General features: G+C 46.1%; 24 protein-coding genes and 1 tRNA gene. 8 read left to right on the forward strand and 17 right to left on the reverse strand.

Going from position 1 to position 25,779, the window contains the following annotated elements; all coding sequences use genetic code 11:
- The first annotated feature begins 307 nt into the window (after window positions 1-307).
- Both ACT6R0_RS06680 and ACT6R0_RS06685 read left to right on the forward strand, forming a co-directional pair.
- Window positions 308-1,300, forward strand: a complete 993-nt coding sequence (locus ACT6R0_RS06680) for a PorP/SprF family type IX secretion system membrane protein (protein WP_444653163.1) — start codon at window positions 308-310, stop codon at window positions 1,298-1,300.
- 65 nt (window positions 1,301-1,365) lie between these two features.
- Entirely contained in the window at window positions 1,366-1,878 is a 513-nt protein-coding gene (locus ACT6R0_RS06685; protein WP_444653162.1) for a gamma carbonic anhydrase family protein, read from the forward strand.
- Between the two features lie 7 nt (window positions 1,879-1,885).
- On the opposite strand, the gene murI is transcribed toward ACT6R0_RS06685, so the two are convergent.
- The 8 genes from murI to ACT6R0_RS06725 all read right to left on the reverse strand — a co-directional run bounded on the left by murI (window position 1,886) and on the right by ACT6R0_RS06725 (window position 10,438).
- Window positions 1,886-2,671, reverse strand: a complete 786-nt coding sequence (murI, locus tag ACT6R0_RS06690) for a glutamate racemase (RefSeq protein ID WP_444653160.1) — start codon at window positions 2,669-2,671, stop codon at window positions 1,886-1,888.
- A 63-nt stretch (window positions 2,672-2,734) separates the two neighbouring features.
- Window positions 2,735-3,244, reverse strand: a complete 510-nt coding sequence (locus ACT6R0_RS06695) for an OmpH family outer membrane protein (protein ID WP_444653195.1) — start codon at window positions 3,242-3,244, stop codon at window positions 2,735-2,737.
- 41 nt (window positions 3,245-3,285) lie between these two features.
- Window positions 3,286-4,452 (reverse strand): OmpH family outer membrane protein, encoded by a 1,167-nt coding sequence (locus ACT6R0_RS06700; protein WP_444653158.1) that lies wholly within the window; start codon window positions 4,450-4,452, stop codon window positions 3,286-3,288.
- Between the two features lie 37 nt (window positions 4,453-4,489).
- The gene (locus tag ACT6R0_RS06705) at window positions 4,490-7,234 is read right to left on the reverse strand and encodes a BamA/OMP85 family outer membrane protein (protein WP_444653156.1); all 2,745 of its coding nucleotides are present in this window, start codon (window positions 7,232-7,234) and stop codon (window positions 4,490-4,492) included.
- The gene (locus ACT6R0_RS06710; RefSeq protein ID WP_444653155.1) at window positions 7,167-7,907 is read right to left on the reverse strand and encodes an isoprenyl transferase; all 741 of its coding nucleotides are present in this window, start codon (window positions 7,905-7,907) and stop codon (window positions 7,167-7,169) included. Before ACT6R0_RS06710 ends, ACT6R0_RS06705 begins: the two co-directional genes overlap by 68 nt.
- 4 nt (window positions 7,908-7,911) lie before the next feature.
- Window positions 7,912-8,592, reverse strand: a complete 681-nt coding sequence (gene porG / locus ACT6R0_RS06715) for a type IX secretion system protein PorG (protein WP_444653154.1) — start codon at window positions 8,590-8,592, stop codon at window positions 7,912-7,914.
- A gap of 293 nt (window positions 8,593-8,885) precedes the next feature.
- A complete protein-coding gene (locus ACT6R0_RS06720) occupies window positions 8,886-9,773 on the reverse strand; it encodes an NAD kinase (protein WP_444653153.1) in 888 nt (295 codons plus the stop codon).
- Window positions 9,774-9,778: 5 nt separating this feature from the next.
- Window positions 9,779-10,438 carry a CBS domain-containing protein gene (locus tag ACT6R0_RS06725; RefSeq protein ID WP_444653151.1) on the reverse strand — a complete coding sequence of 220 codons (660 nt, stop codon included), beginning with the start codon at window positions 10,436-10,438 and terminating at the stop codon, window positions 9,779-9,781.
- 97 nt (window positions 10,439-10,535) lie between these two features.
- Between ACT6R0_RS06725 and ACT6R0_RS06730 the strand changes: the two genes are divergently transcribed.
- Together ACT6R0_RS06730 and ACT6R0_RS06735 are read left to right on the forward strand one after the other, a co-directional pair.
- Window positions 10,536-11,249 (forward strand): pyridoxine 5'-phosphate synthase, encoded by a 714-nt coding sequence (locus tag ACT6R0_RS06730; protein ID WP_444653149.1) that lies wholly within the window; start codon window positions 10,536-10,538, stop codon window positions 11,247-11,249.
- Between the two features lies 1 nt (window position 11,250).
- Complete coding sequence (locus tag ACT6R0_RS06735; protein WP_444653147.1) at window positions 11,251-12,015, forward strand: alpha/beta fold hydrolase; 765 nt, start codon at window positions 11,251-11,253, stop codon at window positions 12,013-12,015.
- 186 nt (window positions 12,016-12,201) lie between these two features.
- Here the strand turns inward: ACT6R0_RS06735 and ACT6R0_RS06740 are convergent, their stop codons facing one another.
- The 4 genes from ACT6R0_RS06740 to ACT6R0_RS06755 form a co-directional block, all read right to left on the reverse strand.
- Window positions 12,202-13,302, reverse strand: a complete 1,101-nt coding sequence (locus tag ACT6R0_RS06740) for a DUF4407 domain-containing protein (protein ID WP_444653146.1) — start codon at window positions 13,300-13,302, stop codon at window positions 12,202-12,204.
- Between the two features lie 126 nt (window positions 13,303-13,428).
- Window positions 13,429-14,751, reverse strand: coding sequence for a M56 family metallopeptidase (locus tag ACT6R0_RS06745; protein WP_444653145.1), 1,323 nt, complete (start codon window positions 14,749-14,751; stop codon window positions 13,429-13,431).
- A 12-nt stretch (window positions 14,752-14,763) separates the two neighbouring features.
- Entirely contained in the window at window positions 14,764-16,512 is a 1,749-nt protein-coding gene (locus ACT6R0_RS06750; RefSeq protein ID WP_444653144.1) for a M56 family metallopeptidase, read from the reverse strand.
- A complete protein-coding gene (locus ACT6R0_RS06755; RefSeq protein WP_444653143.1) occupies window positions 16,512-16,880 on the reverse strand; it encodes a BlaI/MecI/CopY family transcriptional regulator in 369 nt (122 codons plus the stop codon). The genes ACT6R0_RS06750 and ACT6R0_RS06755 overlap by 1 nt, the downstream gene beginning before the upstream one ends.
- 172 nt (window positions 16,881-17,052) lie before the next feature.
- Here ACT6R0_RS06755 and ACT6R0_RS06760 point away from each other — a divergent pair, with 172 nt between their 5' ends.
- Window positions 17,053-17,472 (forward strand): DoxX family protein, encoded by a 420-nt coding sequence (locus ACT6R0_RS06760; protein WP_444653142.1) that lies wholly within the window; start codon window positions 17,053-17,055, stop codon window positions 17,470-17,472.
- Window positions 17,473-17,511: 39 nt separating this feature from the next.
- On the opposite strand, the gene ACT6R0_RS06765 is transcribed toward ACT6R0_RS06760, so the two are convergent.
- Both ACT6R0_RS06765 and ACT6R0_RS06770 read right to left on the reverse strand, forming a co-directional pair.
- Entirely contained in the window at window positions 17,512-18,048 is a 537-nt protein-coding gene (locus ACT6R0_RS06765) for an endonuclease V (protein ID WP_444653141.1), read from the reverse strand.
- A 47-nt stretch (window positions 18,049-18,095) separates the two neighbouring features.
- Entirely contained in the window at window positions 18,096-19,484 is a 1,389-nt protein-coding gene (locus tag ACT6R0_RS06770) for a dipeptidase (protein WP_444653140.1), read from the reverse strand.
- Between the two features lie 144 nt (window positions 19,485-19,628).
- Between ACT6R0_RS06770 and ACT6R0_RS06775 the strand changes: the two genes are divergently transcribed.
- Both ACT6R0_RS06775 and ACT6R0_RS06780 read left to right on the forward strand, forming a co-directional pair.
- Window positions 19,629-19,710 (forward strand) — tRNA-Leu (locus tag ACT6R0_RS06775).
- A gap of 92 nt (window positions 19,711-19,802) precedes the next feature.
- A complete protein-coding gene (locus ACT6R0_RS06780) occupies window positions 19,803-20,453 on the forward strand; it encodes a hypothetical protein (RefSeq protein WP_444653138.1) in 651 nt (216 codons plus the stop codon).
- A 25-nt stretch (window positions 20,454-20,478) separates the two neighbouring features.
- Here ACT6R0_RS06780 and ACT6R0_RS06785 read toward each other — a convergent pair whose 3' ends face one another.
- The 3 genes from ACT6R0_RS06785 to ACT6R0_RS06795 all read right to left on the reverse strand — a co-directional run bounded on the left by ACT6R0_RS06785 (window position 20,479) and on the right by ACT6R0_RS06795 (window position 23,864).
- Window positions 20,479-20,973: a hypothetical protein gene (locus ACT6R0_RS06785; RefSeq protein WP_444653137.1), complete on the reverse strand. Its 495-nt coding sequence runs from the start codon at window positions 20,971-20,973 to the stop codon at window positions 20,479-20,481.
- 78 nt (window positions 20,974-21,051) lie between these two features.
- The gene (locus tag ACT6R0_RS06790) at window positions 21,052-22,605 is read right to left on the reverse strand and encodes an SGNH/GDSL hydrolase family protein (protein WP_444653135.1); all 1,554 of its coding nucleotides are present in this window, start codon (window positions 22,603-22,605) and stop codon (window positions 21,052-21,054) included.
- A gap of 11 nt (window positions 22,606-22,616) precedes the next feature.
- On the reverse strand, window positions 22,617-23,864 hold the full coding sequence (locus ACT6R0_RS06795) for an OmpP1/FadL family transporter (protein ID WP_444653133.1): 1,248 nt from the start codon (window positions 23,862-23,864) through the stop codon (window positions 22,617-22,619).
- A 249-nt stretch (window positions 23,865-24,113) separates the two neighbouring features.
- Here ACT6R0_RS06795 and ACT6R0_RS06800 point away from each other — a divergent pair, with 249 nt between their 5' ends.
- Window positions 24,114-25,709 carry a hypothetical protein gene (locus ACT6R0_RS06800; protein WP_444653132.1) on the forward strand — a complete coding sequence of 532 codons (1,596 nt, stop codon included), beginning with the start codon at window positions 24,114-24,116 and terminating at the stop codon, window positions 25,707-25,709.
- The last annotated feature ends 70 nt before the right edge of the window (window positions 25,710-25,779 follow it).

The following is a 25,779-nucleotide window of genomic DNA, read 5'->3' on the forward strand; positions in this document are numbered from 1 at the left end:
ATTACTGGTTCACCGTCGAGTTCACAATAGGCGATCAAAAGCGTGAATTCAAGGCGCATTTCTCGCTGAAAAGATAACATGAATGTTAATTGTAAGAATGCTGTCAGCAATGACAGCATTTTTACAATATTATTAATATTAATTTGCCAACCTAAAACAAAAAATTTATATATTTGACCGCTACGTAAAATTACCGGGAGGGAACGGGGGCACGGCAAAGGGAACAAGCCGTTGCAACAACCATCGCCTGATTGGAATGTTACCGGGAAGGGTTAAAAAGTCATCTCAATTAAACGATAAGGTTAACATGAATTTTAAAAAGATTTACCTGATTTTTGGATTGCTATTAACGCAAATGTCTTTCTCGCAGGAAGGTATTGCGGTTTATTCGGATTATCTGTCAGACAACTATTACCTGATACATCCGTCAATGGCAGGAGCTGCAAATTGTGCGAAGATAAGGCTTACGGCACGCCAGCAATGGTTCGGTCAGGACGATGCACCGCAATTGCAAACCCTTAGCTTCAACACCAGCCTGGGTGAGCAGTCAGGTATCGGTATCATTGCTTTTAATGATAAGAACGGTTACCACTCACAAACAGGAGCAAAGTTAACCTATGCCCACCACATCCGCTTTTCGCGTAGCGATGCCGATCTCAACATGCTTTCATTCGGTATGAGCGCCGGCCTTATCCAAAGCCGTCTTGACGAAAGCGAGTTCGATCCTGAATTCGACCCTATCGTAGATGGTGGTATGCAGCAAAAAGACTCTTACTTTAACGTAGATATAGGTGCTTCTTACCATTACCTGGACTTCTTTGCACACTTTACCGCTAAGAACGTTTTGGCCAGCAAAAGGGATATTTATACCGATATTGAGAGCGACAACCTTAAAAAATACCTTATCTCTGCCGGATATGTTTTCGGTTCACAGGAAAGCCTTCAATGGGAACCGTCGATCATGTTCCAAATGGTAGACGAGACCAAAGAGAAGACTATAGATGTTAACCTTAAAGTGTACAAGGAAATGGATTTCGGAAGGCTTTGGGGCGGACTGTCATACAGGAGGAGCCTTGACGGTGCCCAGTATGTAGATGGCAACGGTACTTCTGAACAAAACCTACAGTACTTTACACCTATCATTGGTGTGAATTATAAGAACTTTATGTTCGCTTACACCTATTCATACCTTACAGGTAACGTAAGGTTCGATAACAGCGGTTTCCACCAGATAACGCTTGGTATCAACCTTTTCTGTAAAAGGGAGAAATGGGATTGTAACTGTCCTGCAGTTAACTAATACTAAAGAAAATATTATTAATTCCGTCCCGATGATCATGTTATCGGGACGTTTTTTTTACAGCCATGGTAATAAAAGAAGTGAACGGGAAATACCCGCAGATACCGGAAGATTGTTTTGTAGCGGAGAATGCTACAATAGTTGGCGACGTTACTCTCGGGTCACAATGCAGCGTGTGGTTCAATGCTGTGATCAGGGGCGATGTAAACTACATAACGATCGGGGATAAGGTCAATATCCAGGATGGGGCGATAATTCACTGTACCTATCACAAACACCCCACAATGATCGGGAATAATGTTTCGATAGGGCACAACGCCATTGTGCACGGCTGTACGGTAAAAGACAACGTACTCATAGGAATGGGGGCCATCGTTATGGATAATTGCGTTATCGAAAGCAATACTATCATTGCTGCCGGTGCCGTGGTCACGCAGAACACAGTGGTTGAGTCCGGTACGATTTATGCAGGCATTCCCGCAAAAAAAGTAAAGGATATCAATGCTTCGGATTTTGCAGGTGAGATAGGCCGCATTTCCAATAACTATGTAATGTATTCTTCGTGGTTCAAGGAGTAGGCAGCTACTAAAAATCCTTCGTCTCTATATTGTATTTATCTTCCAATATCCCGTTCAGTACGTCCGGGCTGGCATTGGAATAAAATACGGGATTTCCTTTATGGTTCGCGTCAGGGTTAAGCATTTGGGTGCTTTCCAGTACTTTCTTCGTTTGGCGGGCCACTGCAGCGCCGGAGTCTAGTATTTTGACATGTGGCGGAAGTATCTCTTTGATCTGCGGGACTAGATAGGGGTAGTGGCTGCATCCCAAAACAAGATGATCTATATTGGCATCGATCATGGGCTGCAGGTATTCCCGAAGCAGCTCCCTTATTTCTTCTGATTGCAGCTTGCCCGATTCTATGAGCGCAACGAGGCCGAAACCCACTTGTTCCACCACATTAACGCCTTTAAAATCCGCTACGGTTTTATTGAACAGTTCACTGGACAGGGTCCCTTTTGTGGCCAATATGCCAATAGCATTCGTTTGGGTATGAATGGCGGCCGGCTTTATCGCAGGCTCAATGCCAATGAACGGCACATCATATTTTTCGCGCAGTTCCTTAATGGCATTAGTGGTTGCCGTATTGCAGGCCACAACAATAAGCTTGCTGTTCTGCTCCAACAGGAACTCGGTATTCTTGCAGCTTAATGCGATGATCTCCTCTTTCGACCTTTGGCCGTAAGGAGCATTTTTGCTGTCGGCTAGGTAAATGGTGTCTTCGCCGGGCAGGAGGCTGTGTATTTCTTTCCAGATGGACGTCCCGCCAATTCCCGAATCAAATAATCCTATGGGGTTTTTGCTATTCTCCATTTAGCAAATATAAAAAATACGGCTCAAATTGAGCCGTTTTGTACTATATGGTTTACAGGTTTATTAGAAACCAAGTTCTTTTTTAACATCGGCAAGAAGGTCCGGACCGTCGTGTACAAGTACGCCGCTTCCCTGAGAAGCATCAAGCACATACTGGTAGCCTTTGGCTTTTGCAACTTTAGAGATGGCAGCTCTTGCCTTATCGATGATAGGCTTGTAGATATCCTCCTGCTTTTGCTGAAGCTCTTTAGAAGCGCTTTGCTGGTACTCCTGGATCCTCTTCTGCATATCCTGAACTTCTTTGCTGCGTGTTTCATTAACCGCCTCAGTAACTGTAGCCGCCTCTTTTTCGTACTGCGTAACTTTATTCCTGAATTCGGTCACCATCGCATTATAATCATTGTCATAGGTTTTTGTAAGCTTTTCAAGTTGGGCATCAGCAGCTTTTTTATCCGGCATGGTGCTCATCAGGTCCATAACGTTAATGTGTGCTACTTTAGCTTGTGCCGATGCGACCTGGTTCATTCCCACAAAAAATATGGCGGCGATTAATAAAGATCTCATTTGTTTCATCATCTGTCTAATTTATAATTAATTTTTTGTTTTTGTTCCGTTTATTGAGGGTCATTGCCATCTGTTGGCGAACCCGGTGTTGATGGTGCCGGTTCAGCAGGTGTTGTTTCTGCCGGCTTATTCTTATTTTGTTTTTCTTCTCTTGCTTTTTGGGCTGCTTCTCTCCTGGCGCGGAGTTCGGCCTGCCTGTCTTCTATAGCCTTTTTCTTTTCTGCGGCTTTTTCGGCAGCTTTCCTTTCACGTTCTTCCTTCGCGGCAGCTGCGGCATTTTGCTTGTCTGTAGCAGCCTTAGTACCGTCTTTCGGGGTTTCTGTCGCTGTTGTTTTTACCGAAGTAGCATTCTCACCCTCTTTAACATCATCACCGTCCGTTTCTCCCGCAGGGGTTCCTGTTGCGGCATTCCTTTTGTTGCTTGCGGCAGGTTCATCTGTTTTTGCAGTTGGGGGTGTAGTGCCATTCTTTTTGGCTTCCCTCTCCTGCTTCAGCTGTTCTTTTTTGGCTTCATAAGCATCGCGTTTGGCTTGCTGAGCAGCTTTTTTGTCGTCTACGAGTTTTTGCTTCGCTGCTTTTTTATCGTCAAGTTTTTTCTGCCTTTCAATAATGTCAGGATTCGAGTTGCGCTCTTCCTCTTTTTCTTCTTCATCAAGCTTCTTAAGCTGGCGGCTGCTCAATGTTTCCTGCTTGGCGGCGCGGTCCATCCTTTTTAATACAAGGTCGCTTATATCGTGCTTATTAGCCGCAAAAAGCATGGTAAGGTCTGATGATTTGTCGAATACAAAATCATACTTACGTATCTCGGCCAGGTCCTGTACTATCGTAAATATCTGGTCCTGTATCGGCTTAACAAGAACCGACTTTTGTGTTATAAGGTCGCCCGTAGGCCCGAATTTCTTTTCCTGGAAATCAAGCATCTCCTTTTCAAGATATGTTATCTCTTCTTCCCTTTCTTCGATCAGCTCTTTGGTCAAAAGTGCCCTCTCGGCCTTTAGCGCATCGGCAAGTTTGGTTATCTCGCTCCTTTTTACATCGATATCCTGTTTCCATTTCTGCGCTTTCTGCTCCAGTTGGTTTTTTGCTTCGGCATAGTCAGGTGCTTTGTTCAGGATGTAATCCATGTCGATGTAAGCGATCTTTACACCTTTTGCACCTTGTGCTACAGCGGCAAGGCAGCTTAAAACAGTAACCAGTGTTAATAAATATTTCTTCATAGCTTTTTATGTATTAGAAAATATCATGCCAATTTTTTTAGAACTGCTGGCCTATGATAAAATGCGTTTCCCATCCGTTCTTTTGTGTCTGTCCGGGAAGCGGGTCAAATCCATGGCCAAAATCAATACCCAGTAGACCGAACGCCGGCATGAACACCCTTAGGCCGAAACCTGCCGAACGCTTAAGCGCGAACGGGTTGTAGTTGGTAAAGCTGTCATACGAAGCACCTGCCTCAAGGAATGTAAGAGCGTATATGGATGCCTGCGATTTCAGTGTAATAGGATAACGCAGCTCCAGTGTGAATTTATTATAAATGGTAGCACCGATCTGTATGCCGGTAGCATCTATAGGCGAAAGCGACTGGTTAGGGTAACCCCTTAACTGGATCACCTCGCGTCCGTCAAGTGCGTAGTTCGCCATACCATCACCACCAAGGTAGAACCTTTCAAATGGTACTAATCCCCTGTCAGAGTTATATGCGCCCATGAAACCGAATTCACCCAATGCGCGCAAAACCAGTTCGTGCGATGGCGCTCCTGCAAGCTTGGTGTAGGCATCGGCTTTGAACTTAAACTTCCAGTACTCCAGCCAGTTAAACCTTTTTTGGTCGTATTTGGCAGAGTTTACGGCTGCATCCTGATAAGTCGCTACACGGTTGCCATCGCTGTTGATGTAATCACCGGGGTTAATGGTTTGTCCATTAGCACCCGTGTAAGGCAGTCCTGTCTCATTTTTAAGTTTATAGGCCTCCTCATTCTTCAGGCCTGCATAGTCAATCCCGTTTACCAGCGAATATGGGAAGGTAGTCCTGAAGCTCGCGCTGAACAATGAACCGTAAGTTGGGTAAATAGGGTTGCGGCCCCTGTTGTCCCTGCTCAGCTCTACCGTATACGCAAGGTTCTTAGACGTTCCGTTACCAAAGGTAAACAATCCTGTGTTATAATTACTAAGACTGTAGTATTGGAATGTAAGCGAGTGCGATAACCTCATGTAGTAGTCAGGTTCACTTAACCTTTTAGACATACCCAGTGATATGGACGATATGGTAAAGCTCCTGTTCCTGTCTACATCACGCGATGAGAAATTGTAAAGGAATTGCTTACTGTGCGATAGCGACCCGAATAGCTGTATCGGTTTTTTACCCCCGAACCATGGCTCAGTGAACGACAGGCTGTACGTTTGGAAATAGGTACTACCCTGCGCACGAAGCGAAAGTTTTTGGCCGTCGCCCATTGGCAGCGGGTTGTAAGCCTCCTTGTTGAAAATATTCCTTATCGAGAAATTGTTGAACGAAAGCCCCAGTGTACCAATGAAGCCACCGCCACCATAACCTCCCTGAAGTTCTATCTGGCTCGATCCTTTCTCGGTCACGTTCCACTCAATGTCTACCGTTCCTGTTGCAGGGTCCGGGTTTTGCACGTCAGGACGGATGGTTTCCGGGTCAAAGAAGCCCAGCGCACCCAATTCGCGGATGGTGCCGATCACATCTTCCTTGTTCCACTTCTGGCCAGGCCTTGTGCGGAGTTCGCGGTATATTACGTGGTCATTGGTCTTATCGTTACCCACTACGTTTACTTTGTTAAAATAAGCTATTGGGCCTTCCACGATACGTATTTCAAAATCAATGGTGTCATTATAGGTCCTTACCTCCACAGCATTGATGTTAGAGAACAGGTAGCCGTTATTCTGGTACAGGTTGGTAAGGTCATCGCCATCCGGTTTTGTTGGGTCAGCGATACGTTTCTGGAGCATAACGCCGTTATAAACCTCGCCTTTTTTAATGCCCAGTATCTGGTTTAGCTGGTTGTTGTTGTATACGGTATTACCCAGGTATTTTATTTCCCCGAAGTAATACTTGTTACCTTCCTCTAAGTTGATGGTGATGCCTACCGTGTTCTTTTTCGGGTTGTATATTACAGTATCCGATGTGATACGGGCATCACGGTAACCTTTCTCCTTGTATTTGTCGATCACGCTCACAAGGTCTTCCTTGTACTTATCGGCTATGAATTTCGATGGCTTGAATATACGCAGCGGGTTGAGCGGGAATTTGCTCTTGCGTTTTGTGTTTTTCATCGCACCGCGCAGCTTGCCGTCGGTCAGCTGTGTGTTACCGTTAAATTCAATATCCGAAACACGAACCTTTTTGCCCCTGTCAATGTTCACTACCATCTTTACGGTATTGGTACTGTCAGGTATTACATTGATCGCTACTTTGGTATTAAAAAAGCCGTCTTTCCTGTATTTGTTCTCAATGTAGTTCTTGGTGTTCGTAATAAGGTTCTCATTTACGATCTTACCTTTATTAAGGTCAGTATCTTTAATAAGCCCTTCGATCTTACCTTTGCGCACGCCCTGGATCTTTACATCGCTGAGCTTCGGCAATTCGTTAAGGTACAGCTCAAGGTATATGCTGTCGCCCTCTACTTTATTCTGGTAAAAGTTAACGTCGCTGAAAAGCCCCAGCCTCCATAGCTTTTTGATGGCCGCGCTTATTTCCTCTCCGGGAACGTGGATCACCTGGCCCTTTTCAAGGCCGGTGAAGTTTACGACCGTCTGCTCGTTGTAGCTGATCTTACCTGTTACGGTAATATCTGCAAGGATGTATTCCCTTGGCGACTCCATCGTGCCAAAGTCCTGGGCATTCGCCGAAGTGCCTGCAAATAATAAAATGCCAAAAAGTATTGCAAGGCCCGTTCGGAGCTTGTGCGTGTTACTTAACTTGTTCACTGGTTTTTCCAAATCTACGTTCTCTTTTTTGGTAACTGATGATCGCTTCATGCAGGTCTTTCTCCCTGAAATCGGGCCAAAGCACTTCTGTAAAGTACAACTCGGCATAGGCAACCTGCCAAAGCAGGAAATTGCTTATGCGCTGCTCCCCACTGGTCCTTATTACAAGGTCCACATCCGGAAGGTCGTGCGTATACAAATGCTGGCTTAGTACCGACTCGCTAATATCAGCTATGTTTAATTGGTTATTCTGTACTTTTTCGCTTATCATTTTCACTGCCGAAATGATCTCCTCCCTCGAGCCATAGCTCAGGGCAAGTGTAAGCGTCATGCGGTTGTTGCCCTGGGTCAGCTCCATTACGTCCTGAAGCTTTTTACGGGCGCTGTCCGGCAACAGGGCAGTATTGCCTATCGTGCTCAGCTTAATGCTGTTCTTTTGCAGGGTAGGCAGCTCTTTTTCAAGAGAGCTTACCAGCAGGTTCATCAGGGTGTCTACCTCCAGTTTTGGCCTGTTCCAGTTCTCGGTAGAGAAGGCATACAGTGTAAGGCACTCAATGCCTAGTTTCGCACAGCTCTCTACAGTTTCCCGCACAGCTTTGGTGCCGTTCTCATGGCCAAACATACGCAGCATACCTTTCTTTTTTGCCCAGCGCCCATTGCCGTCCATGATGATGGCTAGGTGCTTTGGCAGGTTTTCGGTATTTAGTGTGGTAGTTGTATCCATAGATCTAGTCGCAATAGCACGGCTTCTCGCCAAAAGTGTAGGTTAGGGTAAAGCCTGAGAATACATACCAGTCCTTGCTTTCAAGGTTCCCGAAACGGAATTGCTGATTGTCTTCCTGATTGCTTCCATCGAGGTTGTCTGTAAATGTTGTACGTGCGCCCACTTCAAATCCAAGGACCATATTTTTTATTATGTTTGCCTTTACACCCACGGTCATGGGTATGGAAAGCCCGCCTTTCGAATCGCCGCTATGCGTTTCCCGCGTAAGTGTGTTTATATAAATGTCGTTATACCAAAAATAGCTCAGTCCTCCGTATATATAAGGAGTGACCTGTAAGTCCGATTCATGCAGGTTGAAATCAAAAAAATTGAATTCAAGCCCTAAAGATAATTCCTTTACGCTGTTCTCAAATTTGTAGCCGCGCTGTTTCCTGCCGGACATCTCAGAGTCCTTATCTTCCGAAGACAGTTTTCCATAAGTAAAGGATGCCCTCCACGAATGCCTTGGGCTGCGGTTCCATTTGTAAATGATACCAAGGGCAAGGTCATTGGGCGCGACATAATCCGTAGGCCCTACATCGCCTATGTAATTAGCGCCACCCGCGAAAATACCCAGTTCGTTGATCTGGGCTTCGCTCCTGAATGCCGTCATGATTATCAATATCAAAAATACAGTCCTCTTCATTCTACAAAATTGGGTGCAAATATAGTAATATAGATTTCTAATCTGCCTATTAATACCGAATTTACATCCTTAAAAAATACATAATTCGGCAACTTACAGACTTGAAAACGGAAGAAGTGTGTATGTAGTATGCGTGCGTGATAAATTTGTGGGTAAAGTTGTCTCTAAATTTCACCAAAAGCCGGTAAGGAGGAAAGTATAGTGCCCGAATACTGCGAAGCAATAAATCGCGGCTTAAGAAAATATCGGTCCACTATATGTTTGCCGCCTTTGCGTGAAATAGATCTTTCGGATTAATTCCTCTTGTCCTCACCCCAAAGCAGTTTTTTTCGCAGTGTATCGGTAAATTTCTCCTCGGCAAATTCTACAAGGTTTATTTTAAATCCTTTCTTTTTAATGCAGATGCAGGTTTCCACATCCATCGATATGATGCGGGAGTCGAGTGACACCAGGTGTTGTTCCTCACGGCTGCTTACCCTTAATTCGATCTCGGTATCGTCAGGGATTACCAATGGACGCGCGTTAAGGTTGTGCGGGGCAATAGGCGTTATTACCAGGCTGCTCACTTCGGGCATCAGTACGGGGCCGCCGCAACTCAGCGAATAGCCTGTAGATCCGGTAGGAGTGGAGATAATAAGTCCGTCCGCCCAATAAGAATTCAGGTATTCCCCGTTCAGGCGGGTCTCAATGGTTATCATCGAGGTGGTGTCCTTTCGGCTCACGGTCACTTCGTTCAGCGCGAAATCCAGCTCATCGGCCGGGGTTTCGGGCTTGCCGTCATAATCTACAGAAAGCAGGGTGCGCGGCGATATTTTATATTTATTTTCGAATAGCAGCGGCAGCAGGTGTGGAATGGCTTCCTGTTGTACGGTCGCTAAAAATCCGAGCCTTCCGGCATTGATGCCCACGATCGGGATGTTCTTGTCGCGTACGTAGGTGGCTGCCCTCAGCATCGTGCCGTCGCCACCGATGCAAATCAGGATGTCAAAGCCGTTCAGTTCTTCATGATTCGCAAACACAGGATAATTTCGACCTGTGAGCAGTTCCTTTTCTGCCAGGGTATCGTAAAAATTCGATTCAAAGGCAATGTGCGGGCCATAACTGTCGAAAACCGCCAGCAGCCTGTCGATGATCTCTTCGGTATTGTCCTTATAGTACTGCCCGTAAATTGCTATTTTCATTTGTGCTAGATATTCAGGTATTTGTCCAGATAGTCCGATCGGTCCTTAAGCGTATTCAGGTAGGCATCTTCCTGGTGCTCCGAAATGATGTCGTAATTATAGCGCCTGAAGGTCTGTATGATTTCACTCAGCCCGCCCAGGCTTATCTTCAGTGTGATCTGCACTTTTTGTATATCGGCCTGCGATATGAAAAAGCCCAGCAGCCTGCCATTGTTACTTTCTACTATCTGCGCCACTTCGCTCATGCTGTAGTCGGTAATGCCTTTCTCTACTACCAGTATGCCGCCTTCTTCCTTCAAAAACGGCGTTTGGTGGAACATCGTTATAATATCGGTGATCTCATAATAGCCAAGGTATGTATTATCGGCACTGAGCACAGGCAGCAGGTTGGTTTCATTCTTGGCAAAAACCTCCAGCACATCCAGCCAAATCGTTGTATCGCGTACAAAAAAACGTTCAAAGTTATACCGAAGGCCGGCCATGGTTGTTTCAATATCCATCAGCTCCGTATCTTCTGCTATGGCACACCCTATATATACGCCTTCTTCCAGCACAGGGAAGTGCGAGAACGGGTATTCTGCAAAAAGGTCCTGCGCGTCGGCAACGGTGTCGGTGGTGCGCAGCGGTTTCACGGTATTGCTCAGGAAGTCGGAAATGTCAGTCATCGGGGTTGTGCTAAATATTATGCAAAATAATCAAAAATAAGGATATTCTGCCTTTTTAACTTCGTATTTTTGCTGTAAAAGCAGACTTAACAAAGATATGGCAAAACTCAGTGTCAACATAAATAAAATAGCTACCCTGCGTAATTCAAGGGGCGGTAATGTTCCCGATCTTCTAAAAGTAGCCGCCGATGTGCAGCGCTTTGGTGCCGAAGGAATAACCATCCATCCAAGGCCCGACGAAAGGCACATCCGCTACCAGGATGCCCGCGACCTCGTGCCTGTGGTGTATACCGAATATAACATTGAAGGCAACCCGGTACCTAAATTCATCGACCTTGTTCTGGAAACAAAGCCCACACAGGTAACACTGGTCCCGGACGCGGATGATGCCATTACTTCAAATGCCGGCTGGGACACCCTAAAGCACAAAAGCTTTTTGCAGGAAGTGATACAGGAATTCCACCGCAACGGGATCCGCACATCGATATTCGTCGACCCGGTACTTACTATGATAGAGGGTGCCAAAGAAACCGGTGCTGAAAGGATAGAACTCTATACCGAGGCGTTTGCGCACGAGTATGGCCTTGGCAACCACCAGGGGATAAAGCCTTACACTGATGCCGCCACACTTGCCAACAGCCTTGGCCTTGGCGTGAATGCCGGGCACGACCTGAGCCTTGACAATATCAAATTCTTTAAGGAGAATATACCCGGGCTGCACGAGGTATCCATAGGACACGCGCTTATCGCGGAATCGCTGTACCTGGGATTAGAGAATGTGATCAATATGTACCTGCAAAAACTCAAATAACATGCTGTATTCAAGGATAGAAGGAAAAGGGAAGCCCCTGCTCATCATACACGGCTTCTTAGGCACGTCAGACAATTGGAAAACTTTGGGCGGGCAGTATGCGGCCAAAGGATTTCAGGTACACGCAATTGATATGCGCAACCATGGGAAGAGCTTTCATTCGGATGAGTTCAGTTATGATGTTATGGTGCAGGACCTTGTGGAATATTGCGATGCTAACGATCTCGACAAAACGGACATCATAGGTCATTCAATGGGAGGGAAGGCAGCCATGTTCTTTGCCGTGAAATATCCCGAAAGGGTTGGCAGGCTTTTAGTAGCCGACATTGGCCCCAAATATTACCGTCCGCACCATCAGGACATTTTAGCAGGGCTCAATGCTGTCGATCTTTCAGTAAAGCCGGAAAGGTCGGATGTGGAGGCTATCCTTTCGCAGCATATTGACGATGCCGGAACCCGTCAGTTCCTCATGAAAAACCTGTATTGGAAAGAGCCGGGGCAGCTGGCGTACCGCTTTAACCTCGATGTGTTCAACGAAAAGATAGATAATATCGGGCAGGCATTGCCGGAAGGGACCAAGTTTGACGGACCAACGCTTTTCCTGCGCGGCGACCGTTCCAACTATATAAAAGATGAAGACTTTGCCCTGATAAAGACCCATTTCCCCAATGCCGAAATAAAAGGCATCGCCAACTCCGGGCACTGGCTCCATGCCGAGAACCCGAAACAGTTCATGGAGGAAACGCTCGGATTTTTGGACGTATAACGGTGCTTTTTTAGTAGGATAGGTCCCGTAACATACGTCCGTCAGGATAACGCTGCTAACTGTCATTTCAAGCGGAGCCTGTGAAGAGAGAACCCTCAAAAATGAGAATCTTTCGACTATGCAGGCTCCGTTTAGAATAACAGGATCATTTTTGTAGGATCAACTTCAGAGATCCGGTCAAAAAAACTACATCACCCCTTTCTGCTTTTCGGCAAACTTGTCCGCCTGCATTTCGAGCATCTCAATGGCTTTCTTTTTCTTATAGTTGTAAAGCTCGCGGTCGTTTCGTATCTCGGCATACACATCGTCATAAATGCCTGCATCGGTAGTTTTTAGCAGTTCGCGCTGGTAATTGTTCTGCTCCAGGTTGGTTTTTACAGCCATTTCGGCATCTTCCAGTTTAAAGTCATATTCCCCTTTAGGCGAAAGCAGCTTGGCGATAATTGGCGAAGTTTCGATAGCTAAAAACAACAGCATGATGAAAAATGACGGCAGCCAGGGCAGTTTGTCCAGCGCGTTGATGCGCGCCATCAGCCCGTCGAAACCATCGATCACAGGCTGCGATTCGTTTATCTTTTTGTCGAGGTCGGTTTTCAGCGTAGCGGCTTCTTTTTCCTTTGCGGTTATCTTGTCGTTGTTGGCTTTTCGCAATGCTTCCAGCTCCTTCAGGGCTGCGTCATGCTTGTCGCGCTTTTCTGAATATACGGGGCCTTTGCCAAGCTTCATGGTCCCTTTTGTACCTTCGGCTTCTGTAATGTAGGTGCTGTACAAAGCGTTTACTTCTTTTTCCTTTTGGGTAATGGCCGATCTCAGGCTGTCAGTATCAGCTTTGTTCTTGTCGAGGTCTCCCTGGAAATAGTTGGCGATCTGCTTTTTATTGGCCAGGGCCATATCATTTTTTTCCCTGAGCAGTACAGTATCGATCTCTTTTTGGAAGATCTTTATCTCCAGTGGTTTTGATATAACAATGGCAATGATCATTGCCAGCAGTATGCGCGGGGTGGCCTGCAAAAGTTCCTGCCCGAATCGGTTGCGCTTGCGAATGGTCGATACAATGTACCGGTCGAGGTTGAAGATGAGCAATCCCCAAATGAACCCGAAAAATGCGGCCATCCACACATTATCGAACACTGTGTATAGTGCATAACCCGCGGCTATCCATGCCATGAGGGCTGTAAAGAATACGGTTGCCCCTATGCCGGCGTACTTGTTTTGCTCCCCATTGGAGCAGCTGTAAATGAGGTCTTTGTCGACCCCTGAAGAGATGATGAAAAAGCGTTTTAACATGATTATCGTTTTTGATGATTGATGATTGATCACACAAATGTAACGCGTTTTTCGATATAATGTTATAAACAGGTAGTATGTTTTACCAAATAGCAGGAGATCCGCCACAAGGGCAGATCTCGATAACTATTTTAGAGCTACGGTCTTTTTTAAAAAGATCTCCCGTATCACCTCTCCATTTTTCAGCATATATACCATCATGCTATAATTGAGATGGTTAGTGTCAGTATATTTATTGGGGCGTGCGTCGTGAAGCGAATCCATCTGCGCTTCAGTAAGGGAGTATACGTTAATGCTCACAAGATCGTTAGGGTCGATCTTGGCTACCCGGCTCTCCTGGTCGCGTTCGTAATCAGGTTCTACCGATCTTTTTGCATAACTGACTTTGGTTGACGTGCTGCCATCCTTTTTGTTTTCAGTTAGTGTTATCTTATGATAGCTTGCCGATGGGTCATCGAATATCTTAGGTTCCGTTACCAGCAATTCCCGTTTTTCATCTTCGGTGACCGATTCAACATCTACCTTATCTACAGATGTAACATCAGTAGCATTAACGGAAGCGCTGACAGTTCGGTTTTCATTCATTTCGGATGTACTGCACGAAAACAGCATCAGTGTCGCGGCTACGGGCAATACTGCGATCTGCAACAGCGCCGCCTTACTTTTTGAAGTGGTTTTTGTCATCATTATAAATCTTTTTTTGGTTATACTGAAATTAATACTGCTTGCCAGAGGATATATCCCTGCAGGAAGCGCCTTAGTTAAAAGCAGTTGCTGGTATGCCGGAATATTGAGATGGCTCCGCACCACGTTTTCGTCGGCCAGGAACTCGTGGTTCACCTGTATGGCTTTTTTATACAGGTACACCAGCGGGTTGAACCAAAGCGCCACCTTTACAGCTTCTATGAAAAGTACATCGAGCGTATGGCGCTGGCGTATGTGAGCCAGTTCGTGCGAAAGCAGTTCAGGGGTCGCCAATCTTTCCTGATAGTCTTTTTCGGAAATATAGATCGTGCCAAGGAAAGTGTGCGGCAGGATATCTTCTTTAAAAAGAACTAATGCCGCACCCCGGTAACTAACTCGTTCTCCTTGTTTTTTTATGCTGTAAAATCGTCCTATGTTAACCATAGATCGAATAGCCATTGCGAATGCAACAATACCGTAAATACACCAAAGCAAAGTAGGCATGTGATCGGTTGTTTCAGCGGTAACGACAGATGGCACTGATGGCAGCATCAGTTCGTGCGGCACGGCATTTAGAATTACAGGCTTCTCTATTATCCGAACCGGAAAAGGAAGTTCTATGAGAGGCATAATAAGCGATAGTACTAAGGCACACAGCAGATAGAACCTGTTGAAATGGTGCATTTTTTCCCTTTCTAAGAGCAGGTGGTACAGCCCGAGCAAAACTCCCATGCTTATGGCCGATGAAATGAGGTAATTTATCATGATCCTCCCGGTTTATTTTCCAACATTAATGCTGATCGGTAATGTATACAATGTCCGCACTGCCTTTTTGTTTTTTATGCCCGGCTTCCATTTTTCTGTAATTCCCTTTAATACGCGTTCGGCTTCAGCGCCCAGCCCCCTACCAGGGTCCCTCAAGATCTTTATTTCAGACATACTGCCGTCCTTTTCGACCACAAAGCTTACATATATCTTTGCATTGGTGCTTCCTGCCGCATCAGGACGTTTGAAGTTTTTAGCGATAAGTGCATAAAGCCCGTCCATGCCTCCCGGAAATAGGGGCTGCTCGTCCAGGTCGCCGGGACTGTAGAGCGTATCCTGTTTCAGGTAAAATTCCACATCAGCCCAGTCACCACTTTTAACTACTTTTCTATTGGCAACAGGTTCAACATCTTTAAGTTCTTTTGTTATTGTCATTGTAAATGTGCCACCCGGATAATGCTGATCCGTGCCCTTAAGGTGTTTTTCAAAATATTCAGGCGTGTAAAGCTGGTAATGAAATATCTGGGGCTTCGCTTTGGTCAGGGCCCTTTTGCTCATGGTATACCCTGAGTAGTAGGCAAAATCTTCAGGCTTATACTTGTTCAGCACCGCATTGTCAACATCTTTTCCGTCAATTTGCAGGGCATAACCCTTTTTATTTTTAAAGAGTTCATATTCCTGTTTTGATGGATGCTTTATAGCATATGTCTCCGGCGCATAAAAATGATACTTTTGTTTTTGTTCTTCCGTCAGGTCTTCAAACATCTTATCTATCCTGATGTCGCTGGCTTTATCGTTAATTATCACGCGAACGCCTTTGTAGTACGCATCACGCCTTTCATTATTGGTTTGCCCGGAATGAGGCATTACCTTTTCGGGTCTTTTATTCACAGGCTTTTCCTGTGCTACGGTCTCAATACACAACAGGGCGATCAACCCGGCAACAACAGGCACGGCCGAAAGTTTCAGCACCAGTGCCCTGGATGTTGTGGTGGCTTTTGTCATCATGGTAAAACGTTTTTTGGTTACAGAAAAATTAAGGCTGCTGGCAAGCGGGTACAATGTCGCAGGATGGGTTTTTTGCAGCAAAAGCATTTGATAATTGGCAACATTAGCAAAAGCAACCACTACCTCATCTGCAAGGAACTCATGGTTGAGCTGTATGGCCCTCTTATAGAAATATAACATAGGATCAAACCACAGGACAGCCTTTAGCATTTCGATGAAAAGGATGTCGAGCGTGTGTTTCTGGCTTACGTGCACCAATTCGTGCGTAAATAATTCGGGCTCAATGGCCCGTCGGCAGTATTCTACTTTATTGATGAAGATATTGTCCAGGAACGTGTGCGGCAGTATTTCATCTTCAACCAATACCAGCCGGGCATTTTTATATGGAATGCTCTCGTTGGAGCGGACCTTTTTTATCATCCGCAAGAAGTTGACCATAAATCGCGCCATCAATACGATGACAACAAATGCATAAATTCCGAAAATAATGTATGGCAAATAATTTGCTTCTTCAATCACCGGAGCACTCAGGCCAGCCGGTGTACTAGGGAGGTTTTCCAAAACGGGCATCGGTTCGGCGGCAACTTCGGTGTAAACCTCGATGGTCAGGAACGGAACGGCCAATGAGAAAACGAGCGATGCTAACAGGTAAAACCTGTTGAAGCAGTGCATTTTCTCCCGTTCGAGCAGTAGGTGGTACAGTCCGAGAAGGATCGCCATACTTATGGTCGATGTGATGAGGAAGTGGCTCATTACTTTTTCTTTTGGATCTCCTTATCAATGATCTTGCGGAGTTCTTCGAGTTCTGAGGCATTCAGGTCGGTCTCCTTGGTAAAGAAGGAGGCGAACTGTGCAGCGGAATTATTGAAGAAGCTTTTTATCATTCCGTTCACCTGTTTCGAAAAGTAATCGGATTTTTCCACCATCGGAAAGTACTCACGGCTCTTGCCGTACTCTTTATAGCCCACAAACCCTTTATCGGCCATGCGCTTTAGTAAGGTTGCCACGGTAGTTGTAGCCGGCTTGGGGTCGGGGAATAGCTCTAGCAGGTCTTTCATAAAGGCTTTTTCCTGCTTCCATAGCAATTCCATCAGTTGTTCTTCGGTCTTTGTTAATTGCATTGCTCTACAATTTTAGAATTGTTTCTACAAATGTAGAATAAAAATTTATCCGTGCAACTTTTTAGTGATTTTTTTAGGTTTAAAAATTCACAATTATTTAAATTTCAGAAAAGTAACATGGGAGTATTGATTTTCCTACCTTTAGCTTTAACCCAATAAAATGGTCACGGATATGAAAAGTACTGTACTTACAACCAGAACCCAGGACGCCTTCAGGATATTGCTGGGCCTGACGCTGCTCTTTACGGGTGCCAGCCACCTCACATTTGCCCGTACCGACTTCCTGGCGCAAGTCCCTGATTGGGTACCGCTGGAAGATGATCTTGTAGTATTGCTGTCGGGCATTGCAGAAATAGCTTTGGGGCTGATGCTTGTTGCGTTTGGAAGGTATAAAGTATATGTAGGCTGGCTCGCGGCGATCTTCTTCATTGCCATATTCCCTGGCAATTATGCACAATATAAAAACCATGTGGATGCCTTTGGATTGAATACCGATAATCTTCGATCGATGCGCCTTTTCCTGCAACCACTATTGGTCATCTGGCCGCTATGGAGCACAGGGGCCTGGAAGGCTACTTTTGGGAAGGAATAATTTCAGTCGCAGCCACAGTGGTGTGAAGCAAAAAAGCTTTTACCCATCAGCTTTTGTAAGACCGTCAAGCTTTTGGAGTAGTGTAGGCATGCGGTAAGTTCCATGCATGGCTTGGATATTTCGTGCAGAATCATTCAACGCTAACCCGATGGCAGTTACAAACAATGGGTTTTTGCTCTCACCGCGGTATACAGGTGCTTTGAGCTTTTCTATGGTGGCAAAGTTGGTTTTTGCTACGCCAATGACAGGGGTCTTAACTTCTAAAACACTGTACAAATGGCCGCCAAGGCCGTGAGTTTTGTCATCATCCAAATAAACAAAACCATCAATTATGATGCAGGTGATTTTGCTCAGATCGATCTGCTTCATCAGGCTGAGGATGCACGGCAGTTCCCTTTTGTAAAAATTCCCCGGCTCATACTCCGCGATCCCCTGTAATATTTCAGAATATACGGCAATCGGCTCTGCATCCTGCCAGTCGGCAAATTGGAGGGCGACAGTTTTTGCCTTGTTGTCGAAATAGTAGGAGTCGAATGCGAGGATCATAATAGTCTCATCCCTCAAGCCCCTCTTCAAAGGAGAGGGGCAGCTTTATTCGGGATGGGAAGTTGAAATTAAAAAGTTTATTTACTCATCTCTGTAAAATGCTTGTAGAACAACGGAATGGTCTCGATGCCTTTCATGTAGTTGAAAATACCGTAGTGCTCGTTTGGCGAGTGTATCGCATCGCTGTCAAGGCCAAAGCCCATCATGATGGTTTTACTCTTAAGCTCTTTTTCGAAGAGCGCGACAATAGGGATGCTTCCCCCCGAACGTACCGGTATCGGTTTAATGCCAAAGCTTTCTTCATAAGCAGCCGCTGCGGCACGGTAGCCTATGCTGTCGATAGGCGTTACATAAGCCTGCCCGCCGTGGTGTGGCTTCACTTTTACGCGAACACCTTTTGGGGCAATGCTTTCAAAATGCTTCGTGAACAGTTCTGTAATTTCGTTCCAGTCCTGGTCAGGCACCAGCCTCATCGATATTTTGGCGTAGGCCTTACTGGCAATGACCGTTTTGGCGCCTTCGCCGGTATAGCCGCCCCAAATGCCGTTCACGTCAAGCGTCGGGCGGATGGAGTTGCGCTCATTGGTCGTGTAAGTCGCCTCGCCGTATATGTCTTCTATGTCAAGCGCTTTTTTGTAGTTGTCGAGTGAGAACGGCGCTTTTGCCATCTCATCGCGTTCCTCGCGCGATAGCTCCTGCACCCGGTCATAAAAACCCGGAATGGTAATATGGTTGTTCTCATCGTGCAGCTGCGCGATCATCTTTGCAAGGATGTTGATGGGATTTGCTACCGCACCGCCATACAATCCTGAATGCAGGTCGCGGTTAGGGCCTGTAACTTCCACCTCAACATAGCTAAGGCCGCGAAGCCCGGTTGTTATCGACGGCTGCTGGTTGGATATCATTCCCGTGTCGGAAATAAGGATCACATCGTTAGCGAGTTTTTCCTGGTTGCGCTCTACGAACCATGCAAGGCTTGGCGAACCTACCTCTTCCTCACCTTCTATCATGAATTTTACATTGCATGGCAAGTCATTATTCTGCACCATGTATTCCAATGCTTTAACGTGCATGTACATCTGGCCTTTGTCATCGCAGGCGCCTCGTGCAAAAATGGCACCTTCAGGATGCAGTTCTGTTTTTTTGATCACCGGCTCAAATGGCGGCGAGTCCCAAAGGTCGACCGGGTCCGGCGGCTGCACATCATAGTGGCCGTATACAAGCACGGTCGGGAGGTTGGGGTCGATCATCTTTTCACCGTATACGATCGGGTAGCCCGGCGTTTCGCAAAGCTCCACCTTGTCGCAGCCTGCTTTTTCGAGGCTGGCCTTAACGGCATCGGCTGTGTTGATCACATCCTGCGAATACGCGCTGTCAGCGCTCACGGATGGTATTTTAAGTAATTCTATAAGTTCGTCAATAAATCTTTGCTTGTGCTGCTGCACATAGTTTTTTATGTTATCCATTTAAAATTAGTGATATACGTTCGTTAGCCAAAAGTACGAAAAAATAAATTTTAAAAAATTTCGATTTTCGCTTGCAAAGATGGAAAACGTTCGTATATTTGCATTCGCAATAATGAAACAACGCTACTTGTTCATTTAAAGCCTGCGGGTGTGGTGAAATTGGTAGACACGCCAGACTTAGGATCTGGTGCCTCACGGTGTGTAGGTTCGAGTCCTATCACCCGCACAAAAGCCTCTGAGAGATCAGGGGCTTTTTTTATGGCTATAAATTTCAATGGCTCAGGGAATTTCTCCTATATTTGGATAAAACCTTTCGCCATGCCGTCCACCCAAGATCACGCAACTCTTCCATCACCTGATAAGCTAAGATCCATCTGCAAGGCCATTTCCGTACTCGATGCTATACTTTCGCCCGAATGGCAATTCCGGTATTACTCCTATAGCAGCAAATGGGGCGATGGTGAGGAGTGCCTGCAAATGCGAAATGGCCAGGGTGATGAAATGCATATCCTGTTTACAGCCACAGGCTGCGCCATAAACGGCTTTGTCCACGAATATCCCCAGCCGGATAAGGAACAGGTAACAAAAGGGCTGCCGGCACAATTTGATGAGTTCATTTTTGGCGAACCGGTCAATTCCATTGGCACAACCTTCTGCCTGTGGAATGAAGGCAACGTATGGCAGGCAGGGAGCATCGAGAACTTTGATGATAATTCGGTAGAAATGCTTTCGATATTCGATTACGAGCCGCAAAGCTATATCAATTATGCTTCTGACTATTTTGAAACAGAACTGCCTTTGCCAACAGTTGCCTCAATTTATAGCGGTGAAACGCTTACAAAGGAAATGGTTTTGTCTATTGTAGAAGATCTTGCCGACTGGGATGTCCTGAAGAAAGATCTTATCGAGATCGATTATCCTTTTGATTTGCCGGATAACCCTAAAAAAAGTAAGTGGAAATTATGGTAGGGTATTAACCCCCGCTATCAGTGGCTCAATCAGTGACAAGGTATAGCCTTACGCACTCCTCTGTCAGGTAATAGCTGCCGTTAACGTTTATGGCATCCATGATGATAAAGCAAAGCTTTTTGCCGGAGCAGTCAAAATAAATGCTGATATCTGTAACGGTAATAGGATCAAGCCGTCTGCCTTCCCTTTTCAGTTTCATTTCGCGATCTGATGCCTCCGTTTTCGTTATAGTGACTTTTGAGAGGTCAAGCCCCATTTCTTTGGCTGTGTCCTGCCATTTCTGGAACTGTTTTATTCCCCTGGCCTTGTACAGTTCAAAAGCCTTAGGTATCATTTCGTCCGGGATCGTGGGGTCGACCTGCTGCATGAAACTCTTTATCACTTCAGGTGTAGCCAGGAGATCTTCATAACGCTTCATATCGTTAGCCCGGCAAGCCTCAAAGACACTGTTGGCAAATTCTGTAGCTTTATCCTGGGCAAAGGTGATACAAGGGAGCAGGAATAGGAGGAGGTATTTCATGATTATCATTTGACACGAATGTAATAAAAAAAGCGCCCCTCTCGGAGCGCTTTCTCATTTATATAAAGTGTAAAACCATTAGTTAGATGGCAGAACCGTAGCGCCAGGATAACTTCCTGCGCTTACAAATGGCAGCTTGGCATTGTAATGCGAGTTGATCACTTTTATCACCTCGTTGGCAATAAGAGCATAACCGCGGGCATTAGGGTGGATGCCGTCAAGCGAGAACATTACAGTGCTTAGCGTAGCCGTGCTGAAGTAATTGGCAGTATATATCGAGCCATCCTCTACACGAAGCCCTGATACCAACTGGTTCATGATAGCATTCATGTCTACCACGCCCAGGCCTTTCGCCTGTGCTGCGGTCCTGATTATGTTATTGAACGTGGTCGTCGCGGCTGTTACATCGGCAACTTCGGAAGCAATAAGCACATGCTGGTCATCAAGTGGGTAAGTAACGCCATATTTGTTTAGCGGGTCGATCGCCAGCGGGCTGCTTGGCGCTGTACCGATAACGCTCCTTGTAGTAAGCAGCACAAGGTCCTGCGATGTAGCGTGGCGTGCCTGGCCGAAGATCATCCCGATAAGTGCTGCCTGCTGTGCCGGAACACCGGCAGCGGTAAGCGCACCGGTAAGCTGCGGCTGCATGTTGGTAAGCGTCTCATCTTTTATAAGCAGCGGATTGGCTTCGGTAGTCGAAAGCAGCTGCAGCCTGTTACCCTGGCCAAAAGCCGTTAGCACCTGCTTTACCGGCCCGATAAGGGAGGTGTTCAGCTGGTTGATAAGCGCGGTACCGTTCGCCTCGTTGCCACCACCTATTGCTGATGCGGTAAGAGGATTGTAAGGCACTGTAGTAAAGAACGGGATAGCTGTAACGTTCGGGATGGTTGCTACAACGCCTTTTGCCCCGCCCGATGTAAGTGTATTGATGATCATGTTGTACGACTGGTCAAACACAGGGACCGGTGTAATGTCGCCACCACCAAGGCCGGCGGTCGTACCTACGCCACCGCCTGTAGCATAGCCCAGTACGTCGTTATTGCCTATCCAGTTGGTAAAGAATGTCGGGTTCTTCATCATGGCATCACCTAATACGGTAGATGTAGTAGATGTAGCCATCCTTACATAGTATGGGTTCGCCATCGGCGGGTTTTGGGCAAGCCCTGCTGGGTTACCATAACCGGCGGCAAGGAGGTGGAATGTTTTCGCTCCCGGCACCCCCATGTTATTAAAGGCCGATGCCTGTGGTGTAAGTGATACGGTCGACATACCTGCTATCGGCTCCGGCCCTCCGGCTGATGCATCGATGACAAGCCTTGTAGGGAATCCCGGGATCCCGCTTATGCCGCCCAGGTTATTCGTGTCTTCCGCATATGATGGCTGCGTGAATTCGCCGCCGCCAACCAGTGCGAACTGCTGCGCAAGGATGTTAGGAAACGAGTAGGACTGCCCAACCCTGGAAACGGTTCCGTCCATGTAGCCTGAAGTAAGCGAGTTGCCAATAGCCACATAGCTGCTGAAATCGGCATCGCCGGCGCTGTAATTGCCGTTGCTCAGTTCGTTCTCAAATTCCGGTTCGCATGAGGCAAAGCCTGCCGCGAGTATCGCTAAGTATATTACTTTATTTTTCATTTGATTTTTTATTAGAATCTATAGTTTAAGCCAACGCCCGGAGAGAACACAACGTTCTTGTAAGTGCCTCCGAAAGATACGTTCGGGTTGCCATCTTCGTTGTAGTGGTCGTAAGAAGCGTCCACCTGGTCGAAATGCAGGTAAAGGAATGACACGTCGATACCAAAATTAGCATTGATCATGTAGGTAAGTCCTCCTGTGTAGCCCATAGAGTCGTTCCTTGGCGTCTCAGGGGCAAAATAACCTTTGCGAACAGGGCTCTCATCGTGGTAAATACCCGCGCGCAGGATCAACTTATCATTTGGCTTGAATTGCGTACCGAACCTGAAGGTGCTGGCATCTTTATAGTTCCTTGGGTTAACCGATGTAGCGATGCCGGGATTAGCGAAGTCTACAGTAAGTGATTCGTAAACGTTCCAGAATGCCCTGTTGTAATCGAATGCAACAAGCCACTTATCGTTGATCTGCCATGAGATACCTGCAGTGATCTCAGCAGGCAGCGGCAGGTCGGCATTAAAGGTCGTATTGGTATAAATACCCTGTGCGAAAGCAGGCAGGTCGTTAAAAGTAGCATCGCCGTCACGAGCTTCCATGGTGATCTCAGAGCGGTAGTTAAGCCCCAGCCTTACATTGTCAACCGGGTTGAACATGAAGCCTGCGCTCCATCCCCATGCTGTTACGTTCTGGGCATCAAGGGTAACATCCGACCTGTTCCCTTCCTCATCGGTAAGGCTGCGGGTAAGGTTCCTGTTGAACTCCACACCGCCGGTAACGAATATAGGGCCACCACCGATACTGAATTTTTCGGTAAGCCTTATCGATGCGATCGGCTGTATGTAAATGGCTTTTAGGTCAATGTTATTAACAAGGTGCGAACCTGCCCAGTCCTGGTCCCACTCAACGGCAGAACCGTATGGCGAGTATACCGCAAGGCCCAGTGCCAGCCAGTCCATCGCTTTGTAAGAGGCGTATAGGCTGAAAGGCGTACCTGTATTCTCGGTAGAATCCTTCCAGTTGTAGGTTTCATTCTGGAACTTTGTACGGGCAAAAAGCGCGTTGGCACCTACCGAAATGTTGAAGCGGTCTTTAAGGAATACCGCACCGGCAGGGTTAAAGAACAATACCTCGGCACTGTTGGTAACAGCTACACCTGTATGGCCCATACCCAGCTGCTGCTGTCCCTGAAGGCTCACGCGGTATCCGCCCGCAAAGGCAGATGTAGCAAGGGCCATCATTGTTAAGGATAATAGTTTTCTCATAGTTGCAAATAAGTGTTAGTTTCTCGTTATTAATCTTATATCAAATTTAAGATAAAATATGAATTATACAATATTCCGGTAAAAATATTATGCATTCATAATAATATTATCTTCAAAAAATACGTGTAGTTTTTTGAGATTTCGTTAAAAGTGTCCTAAATCACATAAATACTCTCAAATATTAATTAAAACTTAAATGATTTCCGCATCAGGACGATCTGTAGTACATTACATCATAATCTAAACGAAATGAAGGTCTTAAAGAAAATTGCCGTTGGAATGCTTATTCTGCTCCTCCTTATCATATTAGGTGGTTACGGACTGGGATGGTATATAGAGAAGAAACTACCTTCCATCATCAGTGCTGAAAAGGGTATACCTTACAACGTCAGCTACAAAGACCTGGATGTTGACATCCTTGGCGGGAGCTTTACCATGCACAATGCCTTTATTGCGCCCAAGGACAGTGTGGGCGTATCGTTGCAGCAGGGCGCTTTCGCGGAAGTGAAAGCCATAAGGGTGGTAAACTTCGGGATATTGGATTTGCTGACGAACGACCGGATCACCGTAGATAAAGTGATTATTGATGAGCCGGAAGTTACCCTGTATCCCCGCCCGAAAAAATACAATACCAATGATGATATCAAGCCCTTTAAGAATGCCATTCGCACAGGGAGCCTTGAGATACGCAATGGTAAATTCCAATTGCTTGATTCGCTGAAAGGGAAGATATTAAGCGCCAATAAGATCAACTTCGAGCTGAACAATATCCGTATCGACAGCAATACCGTAGAGAAGAATATCCCTGTGCGTTATCGTGATTACAACTTTGCGTGCGACAGCCTTTTTTACAGGGTTGACGGATTTTATAACCTTTCGGCCGATAAGTTCACATCGTCGGATAGTACCATTGCCGTGAAGAATTTTAAAATGATACCGAAACAAAACCGTGTGCAATTCACCCAAATGCAGCCAAAGGAGAAAGACCAGTTTGCCATCGTGGCAGAAAGTATAAGCATACCGAAAGCCGACTGGGGTTTTGTGAACGATACGATGTACGTGCATTCGCCCGAAGTTGTGTTTGAAAAAGTGAATGCCAATTTATACCGCAGCAAGGTGCCAAAGGATGATCCCACCATAAAGAAGCTATACAGCCAGATGCTGCGCGAGCTGAAATTCGATCTGAAAGTGGAAAAACTGCTCTTTAAAAATTCTACCATCGTATATGAGGAACAGCTGAATTTTGAGCGTCCGCCCGCAAAGGTCTCCTTTTCTAAATTCTACGCAACGGTATCGAATATTTACAGTCCTGTGCGCAAGGGCAAACTGCCCAAAACCACTATCGATGTGCAGTGCCTGTTCATGAAATCCACGCCCCTTACCGTCAACTGGTCGTTCAATTCGCAGGATGCGAGCGATTCGTTCACCATTGTCGGGCGTTTGAAAGACATCCGCAGTGAAGAGGTAAATCCCGTATCGAAGCCGCTGATGAATGTTTCGACCACCGGTAGCCTCAATGAAGTATATTTTACCATGAACGGGAACCGCAACCGTGCCGAGGGTGACTTTGCCATCAACTACGACGATCTGAAAGTGACCATACACGACAAGGACGACCTGAAGAAAGAGAAAAAGCTGGTAACGGCTATCGGTAATTTATTGGTGAAGAACGACACGAAGGACGGCCTGAAGGAAGTCCATATAGGTGTAGACCGGAACAAGGACAAATCGGTTTTTAACTACATATGGAAATTCGTGCAGGAGGGATTGGTGCAGACAGTCCTGCCGAAGCCTGTCGCCAAAGTAGCCAGCAAGAAATTGGATAAGAAGAAAAAGAAAAAATAGGCGTAGGCATGAAAAGCCTTTGGGCTTTCCGGTATATTTTTATGAAAACTCATTGACTTTACAGGGGTTT

It is taken from the genome of Flavobacterium sp., from assembly GCF_052437795.1.
Classification (GTDB): Bacteria; Bacteroidota; Bacteroidia; order Flavobacteriales; family Flavobacteriaceae; genus Flavobacterium.

Coding starts and splice junctions, on each gene's coding strand:
- ACT6R0_RS06680 (WP_444653163.1), top strand. CDS start 308: ATGAATTTTAAAAAGATTTACCTGATTTTTGGATTGCTATTAACGCAA.
- ACT6R0_RS06685 (WP_444653162.1), top strand. CDS start 1,366: ATGGTAATAAAAGAAGTGAACGGGAAATACCCGCAGATACCGGAAGAT.
- murI (WP_444653160.1), bottom strand. CDS start 2,671: ATGGAGAATAGCAAAAACCCCATAGGATTATTTGATTCGGGAATTGGC.
- ACT6R0_RS06695 (WP_444653195.1), bottom strand. CDS start 3,244: ATGAAACAAATGAGATCTTTATTAATCGCCGCCATATTTTTTGTGGGA.
- ACT6R0_RS06700 (WP_444653158.1), bottom strand. CDS start 4,452: ATGAAGAAATATTTATTAACACTGGTTACTGTTTTAAGCTGCCTTGCC.
- ACT6R0_RS06705 (WP_444653156.1), bottom strand. CDS start 7,234: ATGAAGCGATCATCAGTTACCAAAAAAGAGAACGTAGATTTGGAAAAA.
- ACT6R0_RS06710 (WP_444653155.1), bottom strand. CDS start 7,907: ATGGATACAACTACCACACTAAATACCGAAAACCTGCCAAAGCACCTA.
- porG (WP_444653154.1), bottom strand. CDS start 8,592: ATGAAGAGGACTGTATTTTTGATATTGATAATCATGACGGCATTCAGG.
- ACT6R0_RS06720 (WP_444653153.1), bottom strand. CDS start 9,773: ATGAAAATAGCAATTTACGGGCAGTACTATAAGGACAATACCGAAGAG.
- ACT6R0_RS06725 (WP_444653151.1), bottom strand. CDS start 10,438: ATGACTGACATTTCCGACTTCCTGAGCAATACCGTGAAACCGCTGCGC.
- ACT6R0_RS06730 (WP_444653149.1), top strand. CDS start 10,536: ATGGCAAAACTCAGTGTCAACATAAATAAAATAGCTACCCTGCGTAAT.
- ACT6R0_RS06735 (WP_444653147.1), top strand. CDS start 11,251: ATGCTGTATTCAAGGATAGAAGGAAAAGGGAAGCCCCTGCTCATCATA.
- ACT6R0_RS06740 (WP_444653146.1), bottom strand. CDS start 13,302: ATGTTAAAACGCTTTTTCATCATCTCTTCAGGGGTCGACAAAGACCTC.
- ACT6R0_RS06745 (WP_444653145.1), bottom strand. CDS start 14,751: ATGATAAATTACCTCATTTCATCGGCCATAAGCATGGGAGTTTTGCTC.
- ACT6R0_RS06750 (WP_444653144.1), bottom strand. CDS start 16,512: ATGAGCCACTTCCTCATCACATCGACCATAAGTATGGCGATCCTTCTC.
- ACT6R0_RS06755 (WP_444653143.1), bottom strand. CDS start 16,880: ATGCAATTAACAAAGACCGAAGAACAACTGATGGAATTGCTATGGAAG.
- ACT6R0_RS06760 (WP_444653142.1), top strand. CDS start 17,053: ATGAAAAGTACTGTACTTACAACCAGAACCCAGGACGCCTTCAGGATA.
- ACT6R0_RS06770 (WP_444653140.1), bottom strand. CDS start 19,484: ATGGATAACATAAAAAACTATGTGCAGCAGCACAAGCAAAGATTTATT.
- ACT6R0_RS06780 (WP_444653138.1), top strand. CDS start 19,803: ATGCCGTCCACCCAAGATCACGCAACTCTTCCATCACCTGATAAGCTA.
- ACT6R0_RS06785 (WP_444653137.1), bottom strand. CDS start 20,973: ATGAAATACCTCCTCCTATTCCTGCTCCCTTGTATCACCTTTGCCCAG.
- ACT6R0_RS06790 (WP_444653135.1), bottom strand. CDS start 22,605: ATGAAAAATAAAGTAATATACTTAGCGATACTCGCGGCAGGCTTTGCC.
- ACT6R0_RS06795 (WP_444653133.1), bottom strand. CDS start 23,864: ATGAGAAAACTATTATCCTTAACAATGATGGCCCTTGCTACATCTGCC.
- ACT6R0_RS06800 (WP_444653132.1), top strand. CDS start 24,114: ATGAAGGTCTTAAAGAAAATTGCCGTTGGAATGCTTATTCTGCTCCTC.